The sequence below is a fragment of the Streptomyces sp. NPDC058086 genome (assembly GCF_042885015.1).
Lineage (GTDB): Bacteria > Actinomycetota > Actinomycetes > Streptomycetales > Streptomycetaceae > Streptomyces.
Genome location: NZ_JBHVST010000100.1, coordinates 1 through 25,552, shown reverse-complemented (window position 1 = coordinate 25,552; position 25,552 = coordinate 1). Strand labels below are relative to the sequence as shown.

At 71.6% G+C, this 25,552-nt stretch carries 19 protein-coding genes and 1 pseudogene; 5 read left to right on the top strand and 15 right to left on the bottom strand.

The window, feature by feature from the left end:
- Positions 1–378: 378 nt before the first annotated feature.
- The 4 genes from ald to ACFVWD_RS45605 all read right to left on the bottom strand — a co-directional run bounded on the left by ald (position 379) and on the right by ACFVWD_RS45605 (position 6,354).
- Positions 379–1,503 carry an alanine dehydrogenase gene (gene ald / locus ACFVWD_RS45620; RefSeq protein ID WP_389604099.1) on the bottom strand — a complete coding sequence of 375 codons (1,125 nt, stop codon included), beginning with the start codon at positions 1,501–1,503 and terminating at the stop codon, positions 379–381.
- 165 nt (positions 1,504–1,668) lie between these two features.
- The gene (locus ACFVWD_RS45615; RefSeq protein ID WP_389604097.1) at positions 1,669–3,768 is read right to left on the bottom strand and encodes a tetratricopeptide repeat protein; all 2,100 of its coding nucleotides are present in this window, start codon (positions 3,766–3,768) and stop codon (positions 1,669–1,671) included.
- 223 nt (positions 3,769–3,991) lie between these two features.
- A complete protein-coding gene (locus tag ACFVWD_RS45610; protein ID WP_389604095.1) occupies positions 3,992–4,618 on the bottom strand; it encodes an NUDIX domain-containing protein in 627 nt (208 codons plus the stop codon).
- 86 nt (positions 4,619–4,704) lie between these two features.
- Entirely contained in the window at positions 4,705–6,354 is a 1,650-nt protein-coding gene (locus ACFVWD_RS45605; RefSeq protein WP_067364904.1) for a CTP synthase, read from the bottom strand.
- A 490-nt stretch (positions 6,355–6,844) separates the two neighbouring features.
- On the opposite strand from ACFVWD_RS45605, the gene ACFVWD_RS45600 reads away from it, so the two are divergent.
- The 3 genes from ACFVWD_RS45600 (at position 6,845) to ACFVWD_RS45590 (ending at position 11,853) form a co-directional block, all read left to right on the top strand.
- Complete coding sequence (locus ACFVWD_RS45600) at positions 6,845–8,653, top strand: glycoside hydrolase family 15 protein (RefSeq protein ID WP_389604125.1); 1,809 nt, start codon at positions 6,845–6,847, stop codon at positions 8,651–8,653.
- A 152-nt stretch (positions 8,654–8,805) separates the two neighbouring features.
- On the top strand, positions 8,806–10,143 hold the full coding sequence (locus tag ACFVWD_RS45595) for an FAD-binding protein (protein ID WP_389604093.1): 1,338 nt from the start codon (positions 8,806–8,808) through the stop codon (positions 10,141–10,143).
- Between the two features lie 57 nt (positions 10,144–10,200).
- On the top strand, positions 10,201–11,853 hold the full coding sequence (locus ACFVWD_RS45590; RefSeq protein WP_389604091.1) for a PucR family transcriptional regulator: 1,653 nt from the start codon (positions 10,201–10,203) through the stop codon (positions 11,851–11,853).
- A 15-nt stretch (positions 11,854–11,868) separates the two neighbouring features.
- Here the strand turns inward: ACFVWD_RS45590 and ACFVWD_RS45585 are convergent, their stop codons facing one another.
- The 5 genes from ACFVWD_RS45585 to ACFVWD_RS45565 form a co-directional block, all read right to left on the bottom strand.
- Positions 11,869–13,005, bottom strand: a complete 1,137-nt coding sequence (locus ACFVWD_RS45585) for a glycosyltransferase family 4 protein (RefSeq protein ID WP_389604090.1) — start codon at positions 13,003–13,005, stop codon at positions 11,869–11,871.
- A 342-nt stretch (positions 13,006–13,347) separates the two neighbouring features.
- Entirely contained in the window at positions 13,348–15,066 is a 1,719-nt protein-coding gene (gene recN, locus ACFVWD_RS45580) for a DNA repair protein RecN (protein WP_168500940.1), read from the bottom strand.
- Between the two features lie 138 nt (positions 15,067–15,204).
- A complete protein-coding gene (locus ACFVWD_RS45575; RefSeq protein WP_067364895.1) occupies positions 15,205–16,110 on the bottom strand; it encodes an NAD kinase in 906 nt (301 codons plus the stop codon).
- The gene (locus ACFVWD_RS45570; RefSeq protein WP_389604088.1) at positions 16,107–16,922 is read right to left on the bottom strand and encodes a TlyA family RNA methyltransferase; all 816 of its coding nucleotides are present in this window, start codon (positions 16,920–16,922) and stop codon (positions 16,107–16,109) included. The genes ACFVWD_RS45575 and ACFVWD_RS45570 overlap by 4 nt, the downstream gene beginning before the upstream one ends.
- 7 nt (positions 16,923–16,929) lie before the next feature.
- On the bottom strand, positions 16,930–17,241 hold the full coding sequence (locus ACFVWD_RS45565; protein ID WP_389604087.1) for a hypothetical protein: 312 nt from the start codon (positions 17,239–17,241) through the stop codon (positions 16,930–16,932).
- A 42-nt stretch (positions 17,242–17,283) separates the two neighbouring features.
- On the opposite strand from ACFVWD_RS45565, the gene ACFVWD_RS45560 reads away from it, so the two are divergent.
- Positions 17,284–17,631, top strand: coding sequence for an SCP2 sterol-binding domain-containing protein (locus ACFVWD_RS45560; protein WP_389604085.1), 348 nt, complete (start codon positions 17,284–17,286; stop codon positions 17,629–17,631).
- On the opposite strand, the gene ACFVWD_RS45555 is transcribed toward ACFVWD_RS45560, so the two are convergent.
- From ACFVWD_RS45555 to ACFVWD_RS45540, 4 genes are all read right to left on the bottom strand, one after another.
- Complete coding sequence (locus tag ACFVWD_RS45555; protein ID WP_389604084.1) at positions 17,615–18,496, bottom strand: ABC transporter ATP-binding protein; 882 nt, start codon at positions 18,494–18,496, stop codon at positions 17,615–17,617. The two genes, ACFVWD_RS45560 and ACFVWD_RS45555, sit on opposite strands and share 17 nt — an antisense overlap.
- The gene (locus tag ACFVWD_RS45550; RefSeq protein ID WP_389604083.1) at positions 18,493–19,536 is read right to left on the bottom strand and encodes a FecCD family ABC transporter permease; all 1,044 of its coding nucleotides are present in this window, start codon (positions 19,534–19,536) and stop codon (positions 18,493–18,495) included. The genes ACFVWD_RS45555 and ACFVWD_RS45550 overlap by 4 nt, the downstream gene beginning before the upstream one ends.
- Positions 19,533–20,576, bottom strand: coding sequence for a FecCD family ABC transporter permease (locus tag ACFVWD_RS45545; protein WP_389604081.1), 1,044 nt, complete (start codon positions 20,574–20,576; stop codon positions 19,533–19,535). Before ACFVWD_RS45545 ends, ACFVWD_RS45550 begins: the two co-directional genes overlap by 4 nt.
- A 76-nt stretch (positions 20,577–20,652) precedes the next feature.
- Positions 20,653–21,681 carry an HAD hydrolase-like protein gene (locus ACFVWD_RS45540; RefSeq protein WP_389604079.1) on the bottom strand — a complete coding sequence of 343 codons (1,029 nt, stop codon included), beginning with the start codon at positions 21,679–21,681 and terminating at the stop codon, positions 20,653–20,655.
- Positions 21,682–21,753: 72 nt separating this feature from the next.
- On the opposite strand from ACFVWD_RS45540, the gene ACFVWD_RS45535 reads away from it, so the two are divergent.
- On the top strand, positions 21,754–23,046 hold the full coding sequence (locus ACFVWD_RS45535; protein WP_389604078.1) for a DUF1015 domain-containing protein: 1,293 nt from the start codon (positions 21,754–21,756) through the stop codon (positions 23,044–23,046).
- A 92-nt stretch (positions 23,047–23,138) separates the two neighbouring features.
- On the opposite strand, the gene ACFVWD_RS45530 is transcribed toward ACFVWD_RS45535, so the two are convergent.
- Positions 23,139–24,017 carry a hypothetical protein gene (locus ACFVWD_RS45530; RefSeq protein ID WP_389604123.1) on the bottom strand — a complete coding sequence of 293 codons (879 nt, stop codon included), beginning with the start codon at positions 24,015–24,017 and terminating at the stop codon, positions 23,139–23,141.
- A gap of 162 nt (positions 24,018–24,179) precedes the next feature.
- A pseudogene (locus tag ACFVWD_RS45525) lies at positions 24,180–25,238 on the bottom strand (hypothetical protein); the annotation flags it as partial.
- Positions 25,239–25,552: the final 314 nt, after the last annotated feature.

The window sequence follows — 25,552 nt, the reverse complement described above, 5'->3', positions numbered from 1 at the left end:
TCGTCTTACCTCCTTGGTGACCAGGAAACTTCTAGATAGGTCAGCGTGGCACCATGCCGACGATTGGCGACTCTATGGCGTGTCACCGGTCCGCAGCAACACAATCCGCCGGACCCGACCCGATGTGTCGGCAACCGAACACCCCTCTGTCAAGGGCGTAAGGCCGTCGCACAGCAGGTTTCACGGGTGTGCGAATCGGTTGAAGGGTTACGTTCGCGGCGAGTTGAACGAGTGTCGCAAAGTGACCCGACACACACCCGGCCGGACCTCGCTGGGCAAGGTCCGGCCGGGTACGGGACGTTGACGACCTGTATTGATGTATCGCCTTTTGCTGATTGATGGGTCAGCCGGCCACTCGTCCGGTCACCCTTCGGCGTCTCAGCCGAGCAGGGACTCCAGCTCGACGTGCTCCAGGCCGTGCGCCTCCGCGACCTCCCGGTACACGACCTTGCCGTCGTGCGTGTTGAGGCCCTTGGCCAGCGCGGGGTCGCGGCGCAGCGCCTCGACCCAGCCGCGGTTGGCCAGTTCCACGATGTACGGCAGCGTGGCGTTGGTCAGCGCGTACGTGGAGGTGTTGGGCACGGCGCCGGGCATGTTGGCGACGCAGTAGAAGACCGAGTTGTGGACCGGGAAGGTCGGCTCGGCGTGCGTGGTCGGGCGGGAGTCCTCGAAGCAGCCGCCCTGGTCGATCGCGATGTCGACAAGAACACTTCCCGCCTTCATCCGGGAGACCAGCTCGTTGGTGACGAGCTTCGGGGCCTTGGCGCCGGGGATGAGGACCGCACCGATGACGAGGTCGGCCTCGAGGCAGGCCTTCTCGAGCTCGAAGGCGTTGGAGACGACGGTCTGGATCTTCGTGCCGAAGATCTTGTCCGCCTCCTTGAGCTTGTTGATGTCACGGTCGAGCAGGGTCACCTGGAAGCCCATGCCGATGGCGATCTGCGCGGCGTTCCAGCCGGAGACACCGCCGCCGATGACGACCGCCTTGGCGGGCAGCACACCGGGGACACCGCCGGGCAGCACACCGCGGCCGCCGTTGGCGGCCATCAGGTGGTAGGCGCCGACCTGGGGGGCGAGGCGGCCCGCGACCTCGGACATCGGGGCGAGCAGCGGCAGCGCGCGGCTCGGCAGCTCGACCGTCTCGTACGCGATCGCCGTGGTGCCGGACTCCAGGAGCGCGTCCGTGCACTCCTTGGACGCGGCCAGGTGCAGGTAGGTGAAGAGGGTCTGGTCCTTGCGGAGGCGGTGGTACTCCTCCGCGATGGGCTCCTTGACCTTCAGCAGCAGGTCGGCGACGGCCCAGACCTCGTCGGCGGTCTCCAGGATCTGCGCACCGGCAGAAACGTACTCGTCGTCCGTGATCGAGGAGCCGACACCGGCGTTCCGCTCGACGACGACCTGGTGGCCGTTGCGCACCAGCTCGTGCACACCGGCGGGGGTGATGGCCACCCGGAACTCGTTGTTCTTGACCTCGCGGGGGATGCCGACCTTCACGTCGATCACGGTCCTTGACTCAGAGGGTTCTTGGGCTATGCACGGCCGGGGCGATGCAAGCCGGGGCAATGCATGTCATACCCGGATGCAAGGGGGCGCACCGGGAGACACCACGGAAGAACGCGGCGGAGCCAGTCTAATGAAGGAGTTCTCTCTGTCTAGCCTTTCAATGCATCAATCTTCGACGGATGTACTACGGATTTCGCAGGCGTTAGCACCTTGTTCCGTGTCTTCTGTGTCCTCCTTGGCCGTCGCGCTCTCCGGAAGCTCATCACCCAGCATGCGCTCGGCGGCCTTGCGGTGCAGTCGCGCCGCGGCGGGGTCGCCGAGCCGGTCCAGGGTGTCGGCCAGCCGGAGCTGCAGTGCGGCCTGCAGCCGGTGGTCCTCGGCGCGGCGTGCCCACTCGACCGCCTCGTGGCAGGTGCGCAGCGACTCCTCGGGCCGCCCGGCGTACTCCTGGACGCGCGCCAGCTCGCTCAACGCCCGCGCCTGGGCGGGCACATCGCCGTTCCTGCGGTGTCCGGTGACGGCGGCGCGCCAGTTGCGCAGCGCCTCGCCGTAGCGGCCCGCGTAGGTGTGCGCGGTGGCGATACGGCCGTACAGCCGGGCGGCGTCCACCCGCTCGTCCCGCGCCAGGCGCTGGGCGAGCGCCCTGCCGTACCAGTCGGCGGCCCGGTCGTGGTCCCCGAGCTCCTGGTGGGCGCCGCCTACGGATTCCATCGCGCGGCCGGTCGCATACGGGTCGTTCGCCTCGCGTCCGGCGTCCAGGGCGGCCCGGTAGCGGGCCAGGGCGTCGGCCGTACGGCCGGTCTGCGCGTCCAGGTCGGCGAGGTTCAGCAGGGCGGCGGCCTTCTCGCGGGGCTGGCCCTGGCGCTCGGCGACATCGAGGACGAGGCGGTGGATGCCGTACAGCTCGGACGCCGCGGCCCGGGTGCCGAAGTGGGCGACCATCGCCCGCACCAGCGCGGCCATCAGTCTCCTGGCCAGGGTGTCCAGCTCCCCGTCCGCGACCGCGAGCCGGGCCGCGGCCAGCAGCGCGGGCTGCCGGATGCGCAGCCAGTCCTCGGCCGCCCTGGGGGTCGGAAAGCGCAGTTCGCGGGGCAGCGCGGCGAGCTTCTCGCGTGCGGGCGCGTTGTCGGTCTCGGTGATGGCGCGGCAGGACGCCAGCAGCCGTACGGTCCGCTCCAGCATCCGGGCGCGGGCCAGCTGCAGCTCGGCCGGGCGGTCCTGGGTCTCGGCCAGGGAGCGCAGCAGCGGCAGCAGGCAGCCGGGCACCTCGTACTGCGGCAGCCGCGACTCGACGGGCCGTACGAGGCCGAAGCCGACGAAGTCGTCCAGCGCGGACCGCGCGGTGTCCACCGAGCAGCCGGCCAGCGCGGACGCGGTGTGCGGGTCGATGAGGCCGGCCGGGGCGAGCGAGAGCAGACGCAGTATCCGCGCGGCGGTGGCGGACAGCGCGGTGTAGACGAGGTGGAAGACCCGGCCGAGCGGGGTGCTCTCGTCGCCCTCGGTGCGCAGTTGCTTGGCGAGGTCGGCGACGGCCGAGGTGGGGCGGGCGGCGAGCCAGCCTCCCGCGAGGCGCAGGGCGGCGGGCTGACCGGCGCACTCCTCGACCAGTCCCTCGGCGGCGAGCGGGTCGACGGTGATGCGCACCGAGCCGGTGAAGCGGTCGAGCAGTTCGAGCGCGGACTTGGTGTCCAGGCCGCCCAGGGTGCAGGGGCGGACGTCCGCGATGCCGGTCAGTGGTCCGCCGGAGACCGCCACGACCAGGCACTCGGGGGTGTCCGGGAGCAGCGCGTCGACCTGCTCGGCGTCGGCCGCGTCGTCGAGCAGCAGCAGAACGCGGCGGGTGGCGAGGGCCTCGCGCACCGCCTCGCTCAGGTCGTCGGAGGCTGCCCCCGCCGGCGCGGGCAGCTCCAGGGCCCTCAGCAGCTCCCGCGCGGTGCGCTCGGTGGGCACGGGGGTGCCGTCGGGTTCGGCGAGCCGGGCGCGCAGCACCCCGTCCGGGTAACTCCCCGCAACCTGCCGTACGAGCTCCTCGGCGAGCGCGGTGCGGCCCGAGCCGGGCCTGCCGGCGATGAGCAGCACGCGCGCGCGGGGTGCCTTGCGGCCCGCGAGGGTGTCCAGGCCCGCGCGCTCGATGTCGACCCTGAGTTCCTTCAACTCTCGTGTGCGGCCCAGGAACTGACCCTCCGTAGGAGCGGACCCGGCAGCCGGGCGCCGCCCCGCCGACGACACTTTCGTGCCGTCTGTGTCCACCGCCTGATCCGCCACGGGCCACACTCCCGTCCCACTGCGCGCGCAAGCCCGCCGGGACTCCGGTTCGGGCGTTTCCAGAGCCTAGTTCACGCTCTGCGACGATCCGGGCGGAGCACGGCGGAGACGTCCCCCGATCGGATCAGCCGATCGTAGGACTGATGCTGTCGGATCGTGGGAGAGGAGAGTCCAGGGTGGAAGAGGAGAGCGTCCAGGGTGGGAGAGCGGCGTCCAGGGCGCGTCAGGACTCGAAGGGGCGGGCCGGCCAGGGCGCCTCGGCCGGGCGCAGCGCGTCGAGTCCGTCGCCGCTGCGGGCGGCGATCAGGGAGAGGACACCCACGACGAGACAGTTGTTGTGCAGGTCTCCGGCGAGCACCCCGCGCACGAGTTCGCCGACGGGGACCCGGGCCAGCTCCATGTCGGCCTCTTCGTCCTCGACCTCGAAGCGCTCACCCTCGGCCTCGGAGAGTTCGCGGGCGAGGAAGATCCGCACGGCCTCGGAGCAGCCGCCCGGGGTGGTGTAGACGTCGGTGAGCACACGCCAGTTCTCGGCCTTGACGTGCGCCTCCTCGTACAGCTCGCGCTGGGCGGCGTGCAGCGGATTCTCACCGGGGACGTCGAGGAGGCCGGCCGGGATCTCCCACAGCTTGTGGCGCACGGGGTGCCGGTACTGGCGCAGCACCACCGCGCGATCCTGGTCGTCGAGGGCGAGGACGGCCACGGAGCCGGGGTGGACCTGGTAGTCGCGGCGGGCGACCGAGCCGTCCGGCATGACCACGTCGTCGGTGCGGACGGACGTCTTGTTGCCGACGAAGGGAGTCGCGGTGGCCCTGACTTCCCACTCCTCGGGGGTGTCCTTGATCGTCATGTCGCCCTGCTCCTCCTACGCACCGAACGAAAACCGGGGCACGCGTCCCAAAAGACGCGTACCCCGGCCACCGTACAGCCCTTGTGCTACTTGCCCGTCTTGCGCTCGACGGCGGCCTTGACCAGGCCTGCGAAGAGCGGGTGCGGGCGGGTCGGGCGGGAGCGCAGCTCGGGGTGCGCCTGGGTCGCGACCAGGTAGGGGTGCACCTCGCGCGGGTACTCCACGTACTCCACGAGCTTGCCGTCCGGGGAGGTGCCGGAGAACTGCAGACCGGCCTTCTTCTCCAGTTCGCCGCGGTAGGCGTTGTTCACCTCGTAGCGGTGGCGGTGACGCTCCTCGACGTACTCCTTGCCGTCGTACACCTCGCGCGCGATGGAGCCCTCGGCGAGCTTGGCCGGATACATGCCCAGGCGCATCGTTCCGCCCATGTCGCCCTCGCCCGCCACGATGTCGAGCTGCTCGGCCATGGTGGAGATGACCGGGTGCGCGGTGGCGGAGTCGAACTCGGTGGAGTTGGCGTCCGGGATGCCGGCCAGGTTGCGCGCGGCCTCGATCACGATGCACTGCAGGCCGAGACAGAGGCCGAGCAGCGGGATCTTGTTCTCGCGGGCGTACTGGATCGCACCGACCTTGCCCGACACGCCACGGTCGCCGAAGCCACCGGGGATACAGATCGCGTCGACGTCGCCGAGCTGCTTCGCGGCGCCCGCCGGGGTCTTGCAGTCGTCCGAGGTGACCCACTTGATCTTCACGCGGGCCTTGTTGGCGAAGCCGCCGGCGCGCAGCGCCTCGGTGACCGAGAGGTAGGCGTCGGGCAGGTCGATGTACTTGCCGACGAGCGCGAGGTTGATCTCGTGGAGCGGGTTGTGGACGCGGTCGAGCAGGTCGTCCCAGGTCGTCCAGTCCACGTCGCGGAAGGGCAGGTCCAGCTTGCGCACGACATAGGCGTCCAGGCCCTCGGTGTGCAGCACCTTCGGGATGTCGTAGATCGACTTGGCGTCGATGGCAGCGACCACGGCCGCCTCGTCGACGTCGCACATCAGCGAGATCTTGCGCTTGATGGCGGTGGGCACCTCGCGGTCGGCGCGCAGCACGATCGCGTCCGGCTGGATACCGATGTTCCTGAGAGCCGCGACCGAGTGCTGGGTCGGCTTGGTCTTCAGTTCGCCGGAGGGACCGATGTACGGCAGCAGCGAGATGTGGACCACGAACACGTTGTCCCGGCCGACCTCGTGCCGGACCTGGCGGACGGTCTCCAGGAAGGGCAGCGACTCGATGTCGCCGACCGTGCCGCCGACCTCCGTGATGACGACGTCGACGTCGTCGGTCGCCATACGCCGGATGCGGTGCTTGATCTCGTTGGTGATGTGCGGGATGACCTGCACGGTGTCGCCCAGGTACTCGCCGCGCCGCTCCTTGGCGATGACCGTCGAGTACACCTGCCCTGTAGTGACATTGGCGGAGCCGTCCAAGTCAACGTCGAGGAAGCGCTCGTAGTGTCCGATGTCCAGGTCGGTCTCGGCGCCGTCGTTGGTGACGAACACCTCGCCGTGCTGGAACGGGTTCATGGTGCCCGGGTCGACGTTCAGGTAGGGGTCGAGCTTCTGCATGGTGACCCGCAGGCCCCGCGCCTTGAGCAGCGCACCCAGGCTGGAGGCGGTCAGGCCCTTACCGAGGGAGGAGGCGACACCCCCGGTGACGAAGATGTGCTTGGTCGTCGTGGATTTGGGCGGCATGGCCAAGAGGGGGCTCCCGTGGTCGCGGTCTGGGGTGCGTACCGGCGTGATGTCCGAAGATTTCCGGAGGTGCCGTCGCTGCGGTTCGGGGGTTTCTTGCCCACCGGTCCACGGGCTACCAGGGTATCAGCGACCCGGGGAGGCCGCTTCCGGCCACGCTCCGCGCACACATCGGCACAGACCACACACAGCGCTCACTCGATCGGACCAGTCGGGTTGCCTGGAGCGGCACGCGGATCACCCACGTGCGTCGTATCCTGCTCGGACACTCGCTGCCGAGTCCGGCCGGCACACGGCACCATCCCCGCCCGTATCCCGGAACCACGAGAGCTCGTCAGTTCGTTTCGCAACGACAATCGCACCGATAATTGACGTTCCGCAACGACGCTTTACCAACGTTCTAACGTTCAATCTTCTAACGTTTTAACGTTCCTGTTCCCTGACCGCAGAGCGACCGCCCCTCGGGGGCGACGTGGCCGTTCGACTGGAGATGCACGTGGCCGGGCGCATCGAGGACTACGCACTCATCGGAGACATGCAGACCGCAGCACTGGTCTGCCGGGACGGCACAGTGGACTGGCTGTGCCTGCCCCGCTTCGACTCCCATGCCATCTTCGCGGGACTGCTCGGCACGGAGGAACACGGATTCTGGCGGCTCGGGCCCGCCCACGCGGCCGACGCCGAACCGCCGACGGCGGCGCGCCGCTCGTACCGCGGCGACTCGCTGATCCTGGAATCCGAGTGGGACACCCCACGCGGCACGGTCCGGGTGACCGATTTCATGCCTCCGCGCGACGGCGCGCCCCAGCTGATCCGGATCGTGGAAGGCGTCACGGGCCGGGTCCCGATGCGCTCCGCGCTGCGGATGCGTTTCTCGTACGGCCGTGTAGTGCCGTGGGTGCACAAGCACGAGGGACGCACGGTCGCCGTCGCCGGACCCGACTCGGTGTGGTTCGACACCGCCTGCGAGACCTACGGCAAGGCGCTGACCACGTACGCGGACTTCACGGTGGCACCCGGTGACCGGATCGCGTTCACCATCTCGTGGGAACCCTCACACAAGAAACCCCCCGCGCTGCCCGAGCCGGAGCTGGCCCTGGAGGCCACCGAGGACTTCTGGCGCGACTGGGTCGATCAGTGCACGTACCACGGCCCCTACCGCGAGGCCGTCGTCCGCTCCCTGATCACCCTCAAGGCCCTGACGTACGCCCCCACGGGCGGCATCGTCGCCGCGCCCACCACCTCCCTCCCGGAGGAGATCGGCGGCGTACGCAACTGGGACTACCGCTACACCTGGCTGCGCGACGCCGCGATCACCCTCTCCTCCCTCCTGCGCACCGGCTACCGCGAGGAGGCCCGCGCCTGGCGCGAATGGCTGCTGCGCGCGGTGGCCGGCGACCCCGAGAACCTGCAGATCATGTACGGCATCGCGGGCGAGCGGGAGTTGGGCGAGGCGGAGCTCGACTGGCTGCCCGGATACGAGAACTCGGGCCCCGTACGGGTCGGCAACGGCGCCGCGCACCAGCTTCAGCTGGACGTCTACGGCGAGGTCACCGAAGCCCTGCACCTGGCCCACATGACGGGCCTGTCCCGCAACGACTACGCCTCGCTCCTCCAGCTGAAGCTGATCCGCTACCTGGAGGACCACTGGGACCAGCCGGACGAAGGCATCTGGGAGGTCCGCGGCCCGCGCCGCCACTTCGTGCACTCCAAGGTGATGGCCTGGGTCGCCGTCGACCGCACGATCAAGCTCATCGAGTCCGGTGACGCGGACGGCCCGCTGGAGAAGTGGCGCGAACTGCGCGACGACATCCACCGGGACGTGTGCGAGAAGGGCTACGACAAGGAGCGCAACACCTTCACGCAGTCGTACGGCTCCAAGGAACTGGACGCCTCGCTGCTCCTCATCCCGCAGATGGGCTTCCTCCCCCCGGACGACAAGCGCGTGATCGGCACCATCGAGGCGATCCAGCGCGAGCTGTCCACCCCGGACGGCTTCATCCTGCGCTACCCGACCACCGGCGAGGACGCGGGCGTGGACGGCCTGGAGGGCGACGAGGGGGCCTTCCTGGCCTGCTCCTTCTGGATGGCGGACGACCTGGCGATGATCGGCCGCGTCGACGAGGCCCGCAAGCTCTTCGAAAGGCTCCTGGCCCTCCGCAACGACCTGGGCCTCCTGGCCGAGGAATGGGACCCCCGCCTCCAGCGCCAGGTGGGCAACTTCCCCCAGGCCTTCAGCCACGTGCCCCTGATCGACACGGCCCTGCGGCTGACGGCAAGCGGGGCGTACGGCGGCTGACACGAGCGGGACGGCGGCCCACGCTCCCCTTTCGGGAGCGGGGCCGCCACTTTCATATCCCTTTCGGGGACGGCCCCACCCGCCCGCAGCCTCACACAAGCCCCTAGGCTGAAAAGCAGTCCCGTCCCCTCCTGAAAAAGGGGGCAACTGCGATGTCCCCCTTCTCAAAGGCCCACACCCGCCTCGCCGCCCTACGCGCGGACCTGACCGGCGATGCTTTCAGGCCAGAAGAGCCCGGCTACGACAACGCCCGCAAGCTCTTCAACACCCGCATCGACCGCTACCCCGCGGTGATCGCCCAGTGCGAGACCAAGGCGGACGTAGTCCATTGCGTCCGCTTCGCCCGGGACCTGGACCTCCACATCGCGATCCGAGCCGGCGGCCACAGCCCGGCCGGGATGTCGCTCAACGACAACGGCCTGGTCATCGACCTGCGCCGGATGCGCACGGTGACCGTCGACCCCGGCTCCCGGACGGTACGGGTCGAGGGCGGCGCCCTGATGAGCCACCTCGACCACGCCACCCGGCCCCACGGCCTGGCCACCACCGGCGCCCGGAACTCCACCACCGGCGTCGCCGGCTTCGCCCTCGGCGGCGGCACCGGCTGGCTCGACCGCACTTTCGGCCTCGCCGTCGACAACCTGCTCGGCGTAGAACTGGTCACGTCCGACGGCTCGCAGATCCAGGCCACCGATCACGAGAACCCGGAACTCTTCTGGGCCCTGCACGGCGGTGGTGGCAACTTCGGCGTCGCCACCGCGCTGACCCTGAGACTGCACCCGCTGCCGGATTTCTCGATCGCCCTGCTGACGTACCGCCCGGAGACCGGCCCGGACGTGGTCCGCACCTACCGCGAGATCATCGAGGCCGCCCCGCCGGAGACGGGCGGCGGCATCATCCGCACACAGCTGGTCGACGCGCTCCTGACGTACGCGGGAGCCAAGCAGGACCTCCGCAAACTCGCCCGGCCGCTGCTGGCGCTGCCTCACGAGGCCGAGATGCTCACGCCCCTCCCCTACGCCGCCTTCCAGCGCATCCTCGACAGCCCCCCGGGCCTGAGGAACCACTGTTCCGCGGAGTCCCTGACCGGCCTGCCCGACGAGGCCGTGGACGTCTTCTGCGAGCTGGGCAACGCCATGCCCGTGCCCACGGCCACCCGGCACTCGCTGTTCCCGCAGGGCGGCGCGATCGCCTCCGGCCCGGACCGCTTCCCGGTCCCGTTCCGGGACGCCAAGTGGACCGTGCACCCCTTCGGGATGTGGGAGGACCCGGCCGACGACGAGCGCTGCGTCCAGTGGGTCGAGGACGTGCGCGCCGCCGTCCGGCCGTGGAGCACCGGCGCGGTCTGCCTCAACCTCATCGGCGACGAGGGCGCGGACCGCGTGGTGGGCGGCCTCGGCGCCGGGAACTTCCGACGGCTGGCCGCGGTGAAGGCCGCGTACGACCCGGACAATGTCTTCCGCTTCAACCACAACATCCCGCCCCTGTAGCGAGCGGCTCGGCCTCGGACATGCCTCCGGGAGGCCTCCCCGGGTAGCGTCCGCTGCATGGACAGCCGTTTGGACAGCCATGTGGACAGTCGATACGACACCCAGGGCGCCGGAATCACCGTGCAGCGGGCGCTGGAGCTGCCCGGGCTGCGCAGCGGGCTGCCGGAGATCCTCGCAGGCGCCGACCGGCTGGGCCGCACCGTGCGCTGGGTGCACGCGGGCGAGGTCCCGAACATCGCCTCGCTCCTCAAGGGCGGCGAACTGCTCCTGACCACGGGCTACGGCCTCGGCACCCGCCCCGCCGACCAGCGCGCGTTCGTCCGCACCCTCGCGGAGCGCGGTATCGCGGCGCTCGTCGTGGAGCTCGGCCCGCGCTTCACCCGGCTGCCCTCGGCCCTCGTGGAGACGGCCCGCTCCGCCGGCCTCCCGCTGGTCCAGCTGCACCGCGAGGTGCCCTTCGTGGCGGTCACGGAGGAGATCCACACCGAGATCGTCAACGGCCACTACGCACTGCTGCAGCGGGCCGAGGAAGTACACCGGCGCTGTACCGAGGCCCTCCTCGGCGGCGGGGGCATACCCCAGGTCCTCGGCATCCTCGCGGACTTCAGCGGCAACCCCGTCTTCCTGGAGACCGCGGACGGACAGCTCCTGTACGCCGCGGGGGCGGGCTCCGCCGGCGCCGATCCGCTCCAGGTGTGGGAGGGGCTGCGCGGCCAGCACAAGGAGGAGCCGCCCGCCGGGACGACCCTCGTGGACGTGCCGGGCGGCGGCCCCGGCACCGGTTCGGTACGCGCCCGGCTGGTCCTCCTTCCCGTCAGCGCCCCGGTCGCCCCCGTGCACCGGATCGCGGCGGAGCGGGCCGCGGGCATCCTGGCCGTCGTCCTCATGCAGGCCCGCCAGGAGGAGGAGCTCGCGGCACGCGGACGCGGCGACTTCCTCACCGACCTCGCGGAGGGCCGTATCGCCGCCGAGGACGCCCCCGCACAGGCCCGCGTGCTCGGCTTCAAGCCCGGCAACAGCCCGCTCCTGCCGGTCGTGATGCGGCTCGCCGACGGCCCCTCCCCCGGCGGCGGCTGGGCCGTCCTGGCGCGCGCGGTCGCGGAGGAGCTGGCCTCGGTGGGAGTGCCGGTCCTTTTGGGCGTACGCCCGGTGGAGGGCCGCGTCCCCCTGCTGCTGGGCCTGCGTTCGGAGTCCGAGCGCGCCGCGGTCGCCGACCGGGTCGCGGCAGCGCTCAGGGCGGGTGTGGAGCGCGCGGGCATGCAGCGGCCGGGGGCGCAACCGCCCGTGGTGGTGGTCGGGGTCGCGGGCGGCTGGGCGGCGGCCTCGGCGGGCCTGCGGCACGCGGCGGAGACGGCGACGGCCGCACAGGGCCTGACGGACCGCCCCTGGTACGACGCCCGCCGCCTCGACACCGACCTGCTCCTGTGGCGGCTGCGCGACCATCCGGACCTGGCGGCCTTCGTGGACCGCGCCATCGGCCCCCTCCGCGACCACGACCTCCGCTCCAAGCCGCCGCTGCTGCCCACCCTGGAGACGTACCTGGCGCACGCGGGCCGCAAGGCGGAGACGGCCCGCGAACTGCACCTGAACCGGCAGACCCTCTACAACCGCCTCGCCCGGATCGGGGAGTTGCTGGGCACGGACCTGGACGACCCGCAGACGGTACTGGCGTTGAGCCTGGCACTGCGAGCACGACGGCACGTGCCCTGAGTCACCGGACAGGGCCTAGGCGAAGGGCCTCGTCTGGGTCAACTCGTCGTAGACGCTGAGCACTTGGGCCACGGTCTCGTCCTCGGTCGGCCAGGTCGTGGCCTGCCGCACCCCCCGCTCCTTGAGCAACTCCCGGCGATCGTCGTCCCCGAGCAGCCGTACGACGGCCTCGGCGAGCGCGTCGGCGTCCGCGCACGGGACGAGTTCGGCCGCGTCGCCGACCAGTTCGGGGATGCCGTCGACGGCGGTCGCGACGAGCGGCACGCGCGCGTGCAGGGCCTCCTGGGCGAGCACGGAACGGGACTCCCAACCGCTCGGCAGCACCGCGAGATCGGAGGCCAGGAGCAGCTCGGAGACGTCGTCGCGGCGCCCGACGAGCCGAACCGGCAGCTCCTCGTCCTCGATCCGCCGCTGGAGGGCCGCCCGCAGGGGCCCCTCTCCGGCGATCACCAGGAGCGGCACGGGGTCGAGCGAGCGCCACGCGCGCGAGGCGTCCAGCAGGGTGTCGTATCCGCGGTGCCGGTGGAGGGAGCCGACGGCCATGAGCAACGGGCGGTCGGTGGCGCCGAGTTCGGCCCGCGCCTTGTGGCGGAGCCGGTCGGGGTCCCCGTACTCGACGGCCTTGCGTGGCGTCGGAAACGCGACGGCAGCAAGCCGGGCATCCCGCGCCCCGCGCCTGCGAGCGCGGTCCACGAGGTCGGACGAGGAGCCCAGCACCACCGCCGCGGCCCTGGCGACCCGTCGCTCCAGCAGCCGCAGCAGATGTGCCCGCGCCCCCTCCGCGTGCGAACGGGTGTGCCAGGTGACGACGAGCGGGATGCGCCGCCCGCTGAGCGCGAGCGCGGCCCGCAGCGCGGCGTGCAGCCCGTGCGCGTGCACGAGGTCGGCGTCCGCGCAGGCCGCCCGCAGCGCGGCCACGGCGGTCGGATCGCTGCTGCGCGGCACGGGAACGTGCTGGGCGCCCACGCCACTGAATTTGTACGCGAGGTCGGCCTCGGCGGGTGCGCACACGGTGACCCGCACGCCCCGGGCGACGAGCCCCGAGGCCAGCGACCGCACATGCGCGCTGCTGCCCGCGCTTCCGCCGCCGAGCACCTGCACGGTGCGCAGCGGCGACTGACCGTGCGGTGAGTGGCTGCTCACGTGGCTCACGTGGCCGGGGCTCCTGGTTCGGCGTCGGACGGGCACGGAGAACATACAGAAAGAAGGGCAGAGGGGGGTGTACCGCACGTCGTGCTCCGCGTACTACGCCAAGGATGCCAGGCCGCACGGGTGTTCCGGGACCGTCATCGGAGCAAGCCTCGCGGCGTAGCGCCCAACTCGACGACACCTGTCACCCACAAGAGTGATAAGTCGCGTGTCTTCGCGACGGGTTGCCCAACCCTCACCCCAACGGTCGGGCCTCGCCTCGCAGGCCTGTCCAGGGGCCCGCGGAGCGGTCGAGGCGCCCGTCGCGAAGCGACGCAGGAGCCGGCCCTCCGCCCGCGGACGGAACTACACGTCACCCCGAGCCGTAGCCAACAATTCCTCCGCATGCGCCCGGGCCGTCTCCGAGTCCTCCTGCCCCGCCAGCATCCGGGACAGCTCCCGAATCCGCTCCTCCCCCTCGAGCACCTTCACCCCGGAGCGCGTCACAGACCCGTCGTTGGTCTTCTCGACCAGCAGCTGCCGGTCGGCGAACGCGGCGACCTGCGGCAGATGAGTCACCACGACGACCTGCGCACTCTTCGCGAGCTTGGCCAACCGCCGCCCGATCTCGACCGCGGCCTTGCCACCCACACCGGCGTCGACCTCGTCGAAGAGATACGTCGGCACAGGGTCGGTCCCCGCGAAGACGACCTCCACCGCGAGCATCACGCGTGAGAGCTCACCACCGGAGGCCCCCTTGGCGATGGGCCGCGGCGGCGCCCCGGGATGCGGGGCGAGCAGCAGCTCGACCTCGTCCACACCCGCGGGCCCGTACGCGACGGTGCGCCCGCCGAGCTCCACCCCCTCGGGGTCGTCGGTCTGCCGGATCTCGAACGACACGCGCGCGTGCGGCATGGCGAGCGAGGCCAGCTCGGCGGTCACGGCGGCGGCGAACCGTTCGGCGGCCTCGGTCCTGGCGTCCGTCAGCGCCTGCGCAAGCCCGCCCAGTTCGGCGCGCAGTGCGTCCCGCTCGCCGGTCAGCTCGTCGATCCGCTCGTCGTCGCCATCGAGTTCGAGGAGCCGCGCGGCGCCCTGCTCGGCCCACGCGAGTACGGCGTCGATGTCCTCGCCGTACTTCCGGGTCAGCTGGGTGAGCGCGGCCCGGCGCTCCTCCACGGCCGCGAGCCGCAAGGGGTCGGCGTCGAGGTCGTCGGCGTACCCGGCCAGCTCCCCCGCCACGTCGCGCAGCAGGATGTTGATCTCCCCGATCCGCCCGGACAGCCCGGCGAGCGCGGCGTCGTGCGACCGTACGGCCTCCAGGGCCCGGTGCGCGCCCGCGACGAGCGTCGCCGCGTCGATGCCCTCGGGGTCCTCGGGGTTGCCCGCGAGCGCGGCGTGGGCGGCCGTGGCGGCGGACGCGAGTGCCTCCGCGTGCCCGAGCCGCTCCGCCTCCGCCGACAGTTCCGCGTCCTCGCCCGCGCGCGGTTCGACCGCCGCGATCTCGTCGAGTCCGAAGCGCAGCAGGTCGGCTTCCTGGGCCCGCTCACGCGCGCGTGTGGTGATCTCGTCCAGCTCGGCCGAGATGGCCCGCAGCCGCCGGTAGGCCCCCGCGTACTTGGCGAGCGGCACGGCGACCGCGTCCCCGGCGTACCGGTCGAGCGCCTGCCGCTGCCGGGACAGTTTGAGCAGCCCCTGCTGGTCGGTCTGCCCGTGCACGGCCACCAGCTCGTCGGCCAGCTCGGCGAGCACGCCCACCGGGACGGAGCGGCCGCCCAGGTGCGCCCGTGAGCGCCCCTCGGCCGAAACGGTACGGCTGATCAGCAGCGCGCCGTCGTCGAGCTCGGCGCCCGCCTCCTCGGCCCGTACGATCGCCGTACCGCCCGTGGGTACGGTGATCCGGCCCTCCACGACGGCGTTCTTGGCGCCGATCCGTACGAGGGCGGGGTCCGCGCGCCCGCCGAGCAGCAGCCCGAGGCTGGTGACCACCATCGTCTTGCCCGCACCGGTCTCACCGGTCACGGCGGTGAAGCCTGGCGACAGCTCGACGACCGCGTCGTCGATGACTCCGAGCGACCGTATCCGCATCTCCTCCAACACGGACACGACCTTACGAGGTCCAGCCACGGATGTGCGACGGCCCCCGCCCCGCAGCCGCGAACCCGCAGGTGACAAGCACCTACAAACGGTGCCTTGTCACCCACGGGAGTGGACCTGACGGGAGCGTCAGTGCGGCGCCCCGCGCCACCCGGAGACCGGCAACGCGAACTTGGCCACCAGCCGGTCGGTGAACGAGGCGTGGTGCAGCCGGGCCAGCCGCACCGGCACGGCCCCCCGCCGTACCTCCACCCGCGCCCCCGGCGGCAGCTCCACCGTCCGCCGCCCGTCGCACCACAGCACCCCCGGCGGAATGTGCGGCAGCACCTCCACCGCGAGCACCGAGTTCGGCGAGGTCACCATCGGCTTGGCGAACAGCGCGTGCGCGCTGATCGGCACCATGAGCAGCGCCTCGACCTCGGGCCAGACGACGGGTCCGCCGGCGGAGAAGGCGTACGCCGTGGACCCGGTCGGGGTCGCGCAGACGATGCCGTCGCAGCCGAAGCCGGTGACCGGCCGCCCGTCGATCTCCAGGATGACCTCAAGGAGCTTCTCGGCGGAGACCTTCTGCACGGCGGCCTCGTTCAGCGCCCAGTCGGTGTGCACGATGTCGCCGTTCTGGTGGACGACGACGTCGACGGTCATGCGTTCCTCGACCTCGTACGCCTTGGTCACCACCCGGTCGACGACCTTGTCGAGGTCGTCACGCTCGGCCTCCGCGAGGAAGCCGACGCTGCCGAGGTTGACGCCGAGCATCGGCACGCCGGAGGCGCGGGCGAACTCGGCGCCGCGAAGCAGTGTGCCGTCACCGCCGAGCACGATCAGCAGTTCGCATCCGTCGAGGCACTGCGGAGTGGCTTCCTTCACCAGCTCCACCTCGGGCGGCAGCGGCAGATCGGCCGCCTCCGCCTCCAGCACGCGCACCCCGATCCCGGAGCGCAGCAGCCCCTGGACGACGAGTTCGGCGCTGCGGATCGCGGCCGGCCGCCCGGTGTGGGCCAGCAGGAAAACAGTACGAGCTCGGGTCTCTGTCAACGCGGCCCCTCCGCCACTGCACGGTCAACGTCGGCCGGGTCGAGTTCGGGTGCCCCGGCACGCAGCCACAGAAAGTACTCGACATTGCCCGAGGGTCCGGGCAGCGGACTCGCGGTCACGCCCTTCACCCCGAGACCCAGTTCCGCGGCCCGCCGGGCCACTCCGCGCACCGCCTCGGCGCGCAGTTCCGGACTGCGTACGACTCCACCACTCCCCAGCCGTTCCTTCCCCACCTCGAACTGCGGCTTGACCATCATCACCAGATCGGCGTCGGGCGCCGCGCACCGCACGAGGGCGGGCAGCACCAGGCCGAGCGGGATGAAGGACAGATCCCCGACAACAAGATCCACGGGCTCCCCATCGATCGCCTCCAACGTCAACTCGCGTACGTTCGTACGGTCCTTGACGGTGACGCGTTCATCGCTCTGCAGAGACCAGGCGAGTTGACCGTAACCGACGTCGACGGCGACGACATGGGAGGCGCCCGCGCGCAGCAGTACGTCGGTGAAGCCTCCGGTGGACGCTCCGGCGTCCAGCGCCCGCCGCCCCTCGACCTTCAGCCCCTGGGGTACGAAGACCGCCAGGGCACCCGCGAGCTTGTGTCCGCCGCGCGAGACGTAGTCGGGGTCGCTGTCGTCCTGGGTGACCACGATCGCGGCCGCGGTCTCCACCTGGGTGGCGGGTTTGGTCGCGAGGGTCTTGCCGACGCTCACCCGGCCGGCGGCGATCAGCTGGCTGGCGTGCTCGCGCGAGCGGGCGAGCTTCCGGCGGACCAGCTCGGCGTCGAGACGGCGGCGTGCCACTCCTGCCACGTTGGGTTCAGCTCCTGCGGTCGTACGGCGTAGGGGGCGCCGGAGGTCCCGGGCGGGCGTCGAGCGCGGTCAGCGCGTCGCGCAGCCCCCGGTGTACATCCTCGTACACCTCGACATGTCCGTCCGTGGCGAGGTGGTCGGCGTCGCCCAGCCGGTCGAGCTGGGCATCGACCTCGGCGTTCCCGGTAGGGGTCCGGTCCACGTCCAGCGGGGCCGGGGCGGCGGGGTCGTACTCGAGTTCGGGTTCGACCTCGACCGGAACCTCCGGCTCCGGCATCGGGCCCTGCGGAGTCCCGGCCTCCGGCACTGACTCGTTCATGCCCCGACGCTACCCCGAAGCGCTGCGGTACCGTCGACCGCGATGGCCACGATTGAGGAGTGCCGCAGCGCACTCGACAAGCTCTCGGACAACATGGCGGGCGCCGACGGGAAGGTACGCGAGGCGGCGGCCCTGGACCGCTCGCTCAGCTGCCATATCACCGACCTCGGCATCACCTTCGCCGGCCGCCTCAAGGACGGCCGGATCGAGGTGCTCGACACCCTCCAAGGGCCACCCCGCGAGAAAGCCCAGATCAGACTCGCCATGGCCGGCGACGACCTGGTCGCCATGGTCGACGGGGAGCTGAACTTCGCGAAGGCCTGGGGCTCGGGCCGGGTGCGGCTGGAGGCGGCCCTGCTCGACCTGTTCCGCCTCAGGAAGCTTCTTTAGCGGCTCCGGCGGCCACTTTCACGCGGGCCTTCCGCGCCGCCGGCACCACCAGCGGCGTCCCCGTCTCCGGGTCGTCGATGACCTGGCAGCGCAGCCCGAAGACCTCCTCGACCAGTTCGGCCGTGACGACGTCGTTCGGCGCGCCCTCGGCGATGACCCGGCCCTCGCGCAGGGCGATGAGGTGGGTGGCGTACCGAGCCGCGTGATTGAGGTCGTGCAGGACGGCGACCAGGGTGCGCCCCTGCTCCTCGTGGAGTTCGGCGCACAGGTCGAGCACGTCGATCTGGTGCTGGATGTCGAGGTAGGTCGTCGGCTCGTCGAGCAGCAGCAGCGGGGTCTGCTGGGCGAGGGCCATCGCGATCCACACACGCTGACGCTGGCCGCCGGACAGTTCGTCGACATAGCGATCGGCCAGTTCGGCGACGCCGGTCGAGGCCATCGACTCCTGTACGACCTGTTCGTCCTCCGTCGACCACTGGCGCAGCAGGCCCTGGTGCGGATAGCGGCCCCGGCCGACCAGGTCGCCGACCGTGATCCCGTCCGGCGCGATCGACGACTGCGGCAGCAGCCCGAGCGTCCTGGCCACCTTCTTCGCGGGCATCGACTGAATGACCTGCCCGTCGAGCAGCACCCGTCCCTCGGAGGGCTTGAGCATCCGCGACAGGGCGCGCAGCAGTGTGGACTTGCCGCAGGCGTTCGGGCCGACGATCACGGTGAAGGAGTTGTCGGGGATCTCCACCGACAGCCTCTCCGCGATGACGCGCTGGTCGTAGCCGAGGGTGACGTTGTCGGCGGACAGGCGGTTCACAGTGCTCCTTCGAGTGTTCTTGTTCGCCTGAGTGTTCTTGTTCGCCGCGGCGCTCATATCCGGCCCGCCTTGCGCTCGGTGACCAGCAGCCACAGCAGATAGATCCCGCCCAGAACCCCCGTCACGACGCCGACGGGCAGCTGATCGGCGCCGAAGGCCCGCTGCGAGGCCCAGTCCGCGACGATCAGCAGGGTCGCGCCCATGCACATCGACGGCACCAGGTTCGGCCCCGGCGAGCGGGTCAGCCGCCGGGCGAGCTGCGGCGCGGTGAGCGCCACGAAGCCGACCGGGCCCGCGGCGGCGGTGGCACCGGCGGTGAGCAGCACGGCGGCCAGCATCAGCAGCAGTCGTACGCGCTCGACGCGCACTCCGAGGGCGTACGACACGTCGTCGCCCATCTCCATCATGCGCAGCCCGCTCGCATTGGCGAGGACGAGCGGGACGAGGACGGCGCACAGGACGAGCAGCGGCCAGACCTGCGCCCAGTCACGGCCGTTGAGGGAGCCGGTCATCCAGACGACCGCACGGGCGGCGTCGACGATGTCCGCCTTGGTCAGCAGATAGCCGTTGACCGCCGTGACGATCGCGGAGACTCCGATACCGACCAGGACCAGTCGGTATCCGTGCACGCCCCGCTTCCAGGCGAGCAGATAGATGGCGAGCCCGGTCAGCAGACCGCCGACGAGCGCTCCGAGCGCGACCTGGTTCGCGCTGCCCGAGAAGAGCACGATCATGATGAGCGCCCCGGCCGTCGATCCCTGGCCGAGGCCGAGGACGTCCGGGCTGCCCAGCGGGTTGCGGGAGATGGACTGGAAGAGCGCCCCGCCGAGCCCGAGCGAGGCCCCGACCAGCAGGCCGACGAGCACCCGCGGCAGCCGCAGGTCATTGACGATGAACTCCTGGCCCGCACTCCCGTTGCCGACGAGCGTCTTGAGGACGTCGGCGGCCGGGATCGGGAAGTCGCCGGTGCCGATCAGCACCACGCTCGCGGCGAGCGCGGCCACCAGCAGCAGTACGACGACGGTGAACGCCCGGACGTCGAGCCGGACGGAGAGACCGCCGCGCGTCCGCACGGCTCGGGTACGTGTGGTCGTCACAGCTGCGCCGTCCTGCGCCGTCGTACGAGATAGATGAAGACCGGCCCGCCGAGGACCGCGGTGACGATGCCGACCTGCAGCTCCGCGGGCCGCGCGACCATCCGCCCCACGACATCGGCGCCGAGGAGCAGAACCGGCGACAGCACGGTCGCGTACGGCAGGATCCAGCGCAGGTCGGGCCCGGTGAAGGAGCGGACCACGTGCGGGACCATGAGCCCGACGAAGACGATGGGCCCGCAGGCCGCGGTCGCGGCGCCGCACAGCACGGTGGCGGCGGCCATGGACAGCGCCCGGGTGCGGTTCAGGTTGGCGCCGAGCGCGCGGGCGGTGTCGTCACCCATGGCCATGGCGTTCAGGGGCCGGGCGAGCGCCAGCGCGACGACCGTGCCGACCACGAGGAAGGGCAGCACCTGCTTGATGGTCGAGGCGGTGGCCGAGGCCAGCGAACCGACCGTCCAGAAGCGCATCTTGCCGAGCGCCGCGTCATCCATGATCATCACGGCCTGCAGATAGCCGTAGAGCGCGGCGCTGATCGCCGTGCCGGCCAGCGCGAGCCGCACCGGGGTGGCGCCGCGGCTGCCGCCCAGGAACCAGACCAGCGCACCGACCCCGGCCGCGCCGAAGAAGGCGAACCAGACATAGCCGCTCAGGCTCGTGACACCGAAGTAGGTGATGGCGGTGACGACCGCGGCGGACGCGCCCGCGTTGATGCCGAGCAGTCCGGGGTCGGCCAGCGGATTGCGGGTGAGCGCCTGGAGGACGGCACCCGACAGCCCGAGCGCGGCGCCGACGAGCAGCCCGAGGACGGTACGCGAGATCCGGTCGTCCACCACGACGTCGGAGTATGTCCCCGTGCCGTGGAACAGACCGTGCCAGACCTGGTCCAGCGGCAGCGCTTTCGCACCGATCGCGATACTCGCCAACGCGACGAGCACCAGAAGGGCCAGGGACGCGAGGAGCCCAACGGCGCGTATCGCCTGACGGCTTGGGGGCGCGGGGGCGGTCTCCGCGCACTGTTCGGGGGGACTGTCGACCAACACCTGGTTAGGTTAGCCTACCCTCGCTCACGCTTCGATCCCGGGTGACTACACCCACCACCGACGAGCCCCGGGGCCTTCAGAGCCCCAGCCGCGCCAGCGCCTTCCCCCCGTCCAGCTCGCACGTCCCGTCCCCTGCGGCCGTCCACGCCGCCGCGCACAGCGCCCGCAGCCCGTCGAGCGCCTCACCGTCGCCCGCGAGTTCCAGATGCTCGCTCCCGGCCTGCGCCGTCCAGCCGCCGCAGCGGAACCCGTCGCCCTCCTCCACGACCTCCGGCTGCCCGGTGAGCAGCCCGCGCAGATCCGCGTCCACGTACGTCGGCCGGTGCTGCGGCGGGGCGGCCAGGAGCTGCGCGCCGTCCGTCACCCCGGTGAGCACGAGCAGCGAGTCCACCTCGCCGTTGAACGCGCCCTCGATGTCCGTGTCCAGCCGGTCGCCGACCACCAGCGGCCGCTTCGCCCCGGTCCGCAGGATCGTCTCGCGGTGCATCGGGGGCAGCGGCTTGCCCGCCACCTGCGGCTCGGCGCCCGTGGCGATGCGTACGACCTCCACCGCGGCCCCGTTCCCGGGCGCGATCCCCCGCGCGCTCGGGATCGTCAGGTCGGTGTTGGACGCGAACCACGGCACCCCGCGCGCGACGGCGTAGGACGCCTCCGCGAAGCGCCCCCAGGGCAGGTCGGGACCGCCGAACCCCTGGACGACCGCCGCCGGGTCCTCGTCCGCCGACTCGACCGGCTCCAGCCCGCGCTCGCGCAGCGCGACCCGCAGTCCGTCGCCGCCGATGACCAGCACGCGCGCACCGGCGGGCACCTGCTCGCTGATCAGCCGCGCCACGGCCTGCGCCGAGGTGATGACGTCATCGGCGCCCGTCGGTATACCGAGCTCACTCAGATGCTCCGCCACCGCATCGGGCGTACGCAGCGCGTTGTTCGTGACATACGCGAGATGCAGCCCTCCCGAGCGGGCCGTGCCCAGTGACGCCACGGCGTGCGCGATCGCGTTGCCACCCGCGTACACCACACCGTCCAGGTCGAGCAGAGCCGTGTCGTAGGCCTCGCTCAGCGCCTGTTCACTGGCCTCGGGCCGGGTCCTGGCGGTCTGGCTCATTACGCATCGCTCCTCGTTCGATCTCTTTCCCCCGATCATCCCGCACAGCGCCGGCACACTTACGATGCCTCAATGAACTATGCAGGTCCCGCGGAGGAAACCCCGGCGCGCAGCGGCCTCGAACTGACCCCGTTCCGGGGCCTGCGCTACGACCCCGACCGGGTCGGCAGCCTCGCCGCCGTGACATCTCCGCCGTACGACGTCATCGTCCGGCCGGACGGTCTGCTCCACCTCGAGTCCGCCGACCCGCACAACATCGTCCGGCTGATCCTCCCCCAGGACACGACCCCGACCGCCCGCAACCGCCAGGCGGCGGACACCCTGCACGACTGGGTGTCCGAAGGCGTCCTGGCCGCCGACCCCGAGCCGGGCCTGTACGTCTACGAGCAGCACGACGACGGCATGCTGCAACGCGGCATCATCGGCGCCCTGCGCCTGTCGGAGCCGTCCGCCGGCGTCGTCCTGCCGCACGAGGACGTCATGCCGCACATCATCGCGGACCGCGCGGCCCTGATGCGCGCCACCTCGGCCAACCTCGAACCGCTTCTGCTGACCTACCGCGGCAACGGTTCCCGGGTCGGCACGGCCGCCGTCATCGAGCGCACCGCGGAGGGCGACCCGCTGCTCTCGACGACCACGGAGGACGGTTTCAGCCACCGTCTGTGGGCCATCACCGACCCGGCCGACCTGGCCGAGATCCAGACGGATCTCGGCCGGCACCAGGCCCTCATCGCGGACGGCCACCACCGCTGGGCGACGTACCTGCGGCTGCGCGCCGAGCACCCCTCACCCAGCCCGTGGGACTACGGGCTCGTGCTCCTGGTGGACACCGCGCGCTACCCGCTCCGGGTCCGCGCGATCCACCGCCTGCTGCACAATCTGCCGGTCCCCGAGGCGCTGAGCGCCCTCACGGACTCGTTCCGCGTCCGTCACCTCGACGTTCCGCTCCCCGAGGCCCTGGAGGCCCTGGCCGCGGCCGCCGCCGAGGGCAACGCCTTCCTCCTCGCGGGCGACGGCTCGTTCCACCTGGTCGACCGCCCGTCCGCGGACCTCCTCGCCCGTACGGTCCCGGCGGACCGCCCCGAGGCCTGGCGCACCCTGGACGCGACCGTCCTGCACGCCACTCTCCTGGCCCACATCTGGGACATCCCCGAGGACTCGCCCGCCCACATCGCGTACATCCACGACACGGCCGCCACAGTGGACAAGGCGGAGCGCGACGGCGGTACGGCCGTCCTGATGCACCCGGTCCGCGAGGAGGTTGTACGCGACCTCGCCCGCCAGGGCGTCACGATGCCCCGCAAGTCGACGTCGTTCGGCCCGAAGCCGGCTTCGGGGCTGGTACTGCGGGCGCTGCCCCTCTGAGCCGCCCCGGCGAAAACAGGGGCTGAAACGCCGTGGGCGGCGAGATCCCTTCCGGAATCCCGCCGCCCATGTCCTACGACAACCGCTGTACGTCAGCCGCGCGGAGCATCGTCATCGTCGTCGGCCTCGACGACGGGCTTGGTCTGCTCGGCCTCGACGATGTCGTCCTCACCCTCGTCCTCACCGTCGCCCTCGTCCTCACCGTCGTCCTCGGTCTCGACCTCGGTGTCGGCGTCGGCCTCCGCGTCCGCGTCCGCCGCGGCCTCGACGATGTCGTCCTCGTCCTCGTCCTCGACGAACGCGTCGACGAACTCGACGCCGTCCAGCTCGGCGAGCCGGTCGGAGGCGTCCGTGCTGCCGTCCTTGTCGGACTCGACGGCCTTCGCGAACCACTCGCGCGCCTCGCCCTCACGACCGGCGGCCAGCAGCGCGTCGGCGTAGGCGTAACGCAGTCGGGCCGTCCAGGGCTGTACGGAGTTCGAGGCGAGCTCCGGGCTCTGGAGCGTCACGATGGCGGCGTCGAGCTGCCCCATGTCGCGCCGGGCGCCGGCCGCCACGAGCCGCATCTCGACCTGACCGGCCTTGTCCAGCTTGTGCACCTCGGGCGCACCCGCCATGTCCAACGCCTTCTCGGGCCGGCCCAGGCCACGCTCACAGTCCGCCATGACGGGCCACAGGTCCACGTTCCCGGTCATGCGGCGCGCCGCCCGGAACTCGGCGAGCGCCTCGCTGTACTTCTGGTTCGCGTACGCGGCGAACCCGGCCGCCTCGCGTACGGCGGCCACACGCGACGCCAGCCGCAGGGCGATCCTGGAGTACGCGTACGCGCCCTCGGGGTCCTCGTCGATGAGCCGGGCGACCATCACCAGGTTCCTGGAGACGTCCTCCGCGAGCCCCTTCGGCAGGCTCTGGAGCTCCTGCCGTACGTCCGCGTCGATCTCCTCGCCCGTGACGTCATCGGGGATCGGCAGCCGCTTGATCGGCTCACGGTCCCGGTCGCGCTCGTCGCGGCCACGGAAGCCGCCACCGCGCCGGTCGTCGCCCCGACGGTCGTCACGGCCCCGGAAGCCACCGGTGCCACCGGGGCGGCCACCCCGGTCGTCACGACGGGGGCCACCACGTCCGCGGTCGTCGCGACCCCGGTCGTCGCGGGCGCGGAAACCGCCGCCGCCACGGCTGTCGTCACGACGGTCATCGCGCCGGTCGTCCCGCCTGTCGTCGCGACGGAAGGCCGGACGGTCCCCCTCACGACGGTCGTCGCGGCGGTCGTCCCGACGGTCATCACGGCGGAAGTCACTGCGGTCGTCGCGCCGGAAGCCGCCGCCACCACCGCGGTTGTCGTCCCGACGGAACCCGCCACGGTCACCGCTGTCACGACGGTCATCGCGCCGGTCGTCCCGACGGAACCCACCGCGGTCACCACTGTCACGACGGTCGTCACGGCGGTCATCGCGACGGAATCCACCACGGTCGTCGTCACGACGGGGACCACTGCTGGGTCGGTCGTCGCGGCGCGGGCCGCTGCTGGGCCGGTCGTCACGACGCGGGCCGCTGCTGGGCCGCTCGTCACGACGGAACGGCGGACGGTCTCCATCCCGACGGAACCCGCCACGGTCGTCACCCCGACGGTCGTCGCGCCGGAAGTCACCGCGATCATCACGGCGGAAGCCGCCGCGGTCGCCGCTGTCGCGACGGTCATCACGGCGATCGTCGCGACGGAACCCACCGCGGTCGTCGCCCCGGCGATCGTCGCGGCGGTCGTCCCGACGGTCATCACGGCGGAAGTCATTACGGTCGTCGCGCCGGAAGCCGCCGCCACCACCGCGGTTGTCGTCCCGACGGAATCCACCGCGGTCGTCCTCGCGGCGCGGGCCACCACTGGGGCGGTCGTCACGGCGCGGGCCGCTGCTGGGTCGGTCGTCACGGCGGAACGCCGGACGGTCCCCGTCCCGACGGACCCCACGGTCACGGTCGTCGCGACGCGGACCACTGGTGGGCCGATCGTCACGGCGGAACGGCGGGCGACCGCCCCGGTCGCCCTCACGCCGGTCGTCACGCCGGTCGTCACGGCCTCGGAAACCGCCGCCGCCACGGTTGTCGTCACGACGGTTGTCGTCGCGCCGGAAGCCGCCGCCACCACCGCGGTTGTCGTCCCGACGGAACCCACCGCGGTCGTCCTCGCGGCGCGGAGCACCACTGGGGCGGTCGTCACGCCGGTCGTTGTCGCGGCGCGGACCCCCGCGGTAGCCGCCGCGGTCACCACTGTCCCGGCGGCGCTGATCGCGCTCCGGTCGCTCGTCGGGAGAGTTGGTGGACATGGTGACTCCTGTCATCGGTACCGCAAGTCATTCTCGCGCAGCCGGGTACCCGGCGCGCCTCGGAAAAACAAAAAAGGACCTCTGGTCCCAGCGAAGTCGCTGGGACCAGAGGTCCTCCAAAGATTGTTCGGCGGCGTCCTACTCTCCCACAGGGTCCCCCCTGCAGTACCATCGGCGCTGTGAGGCTT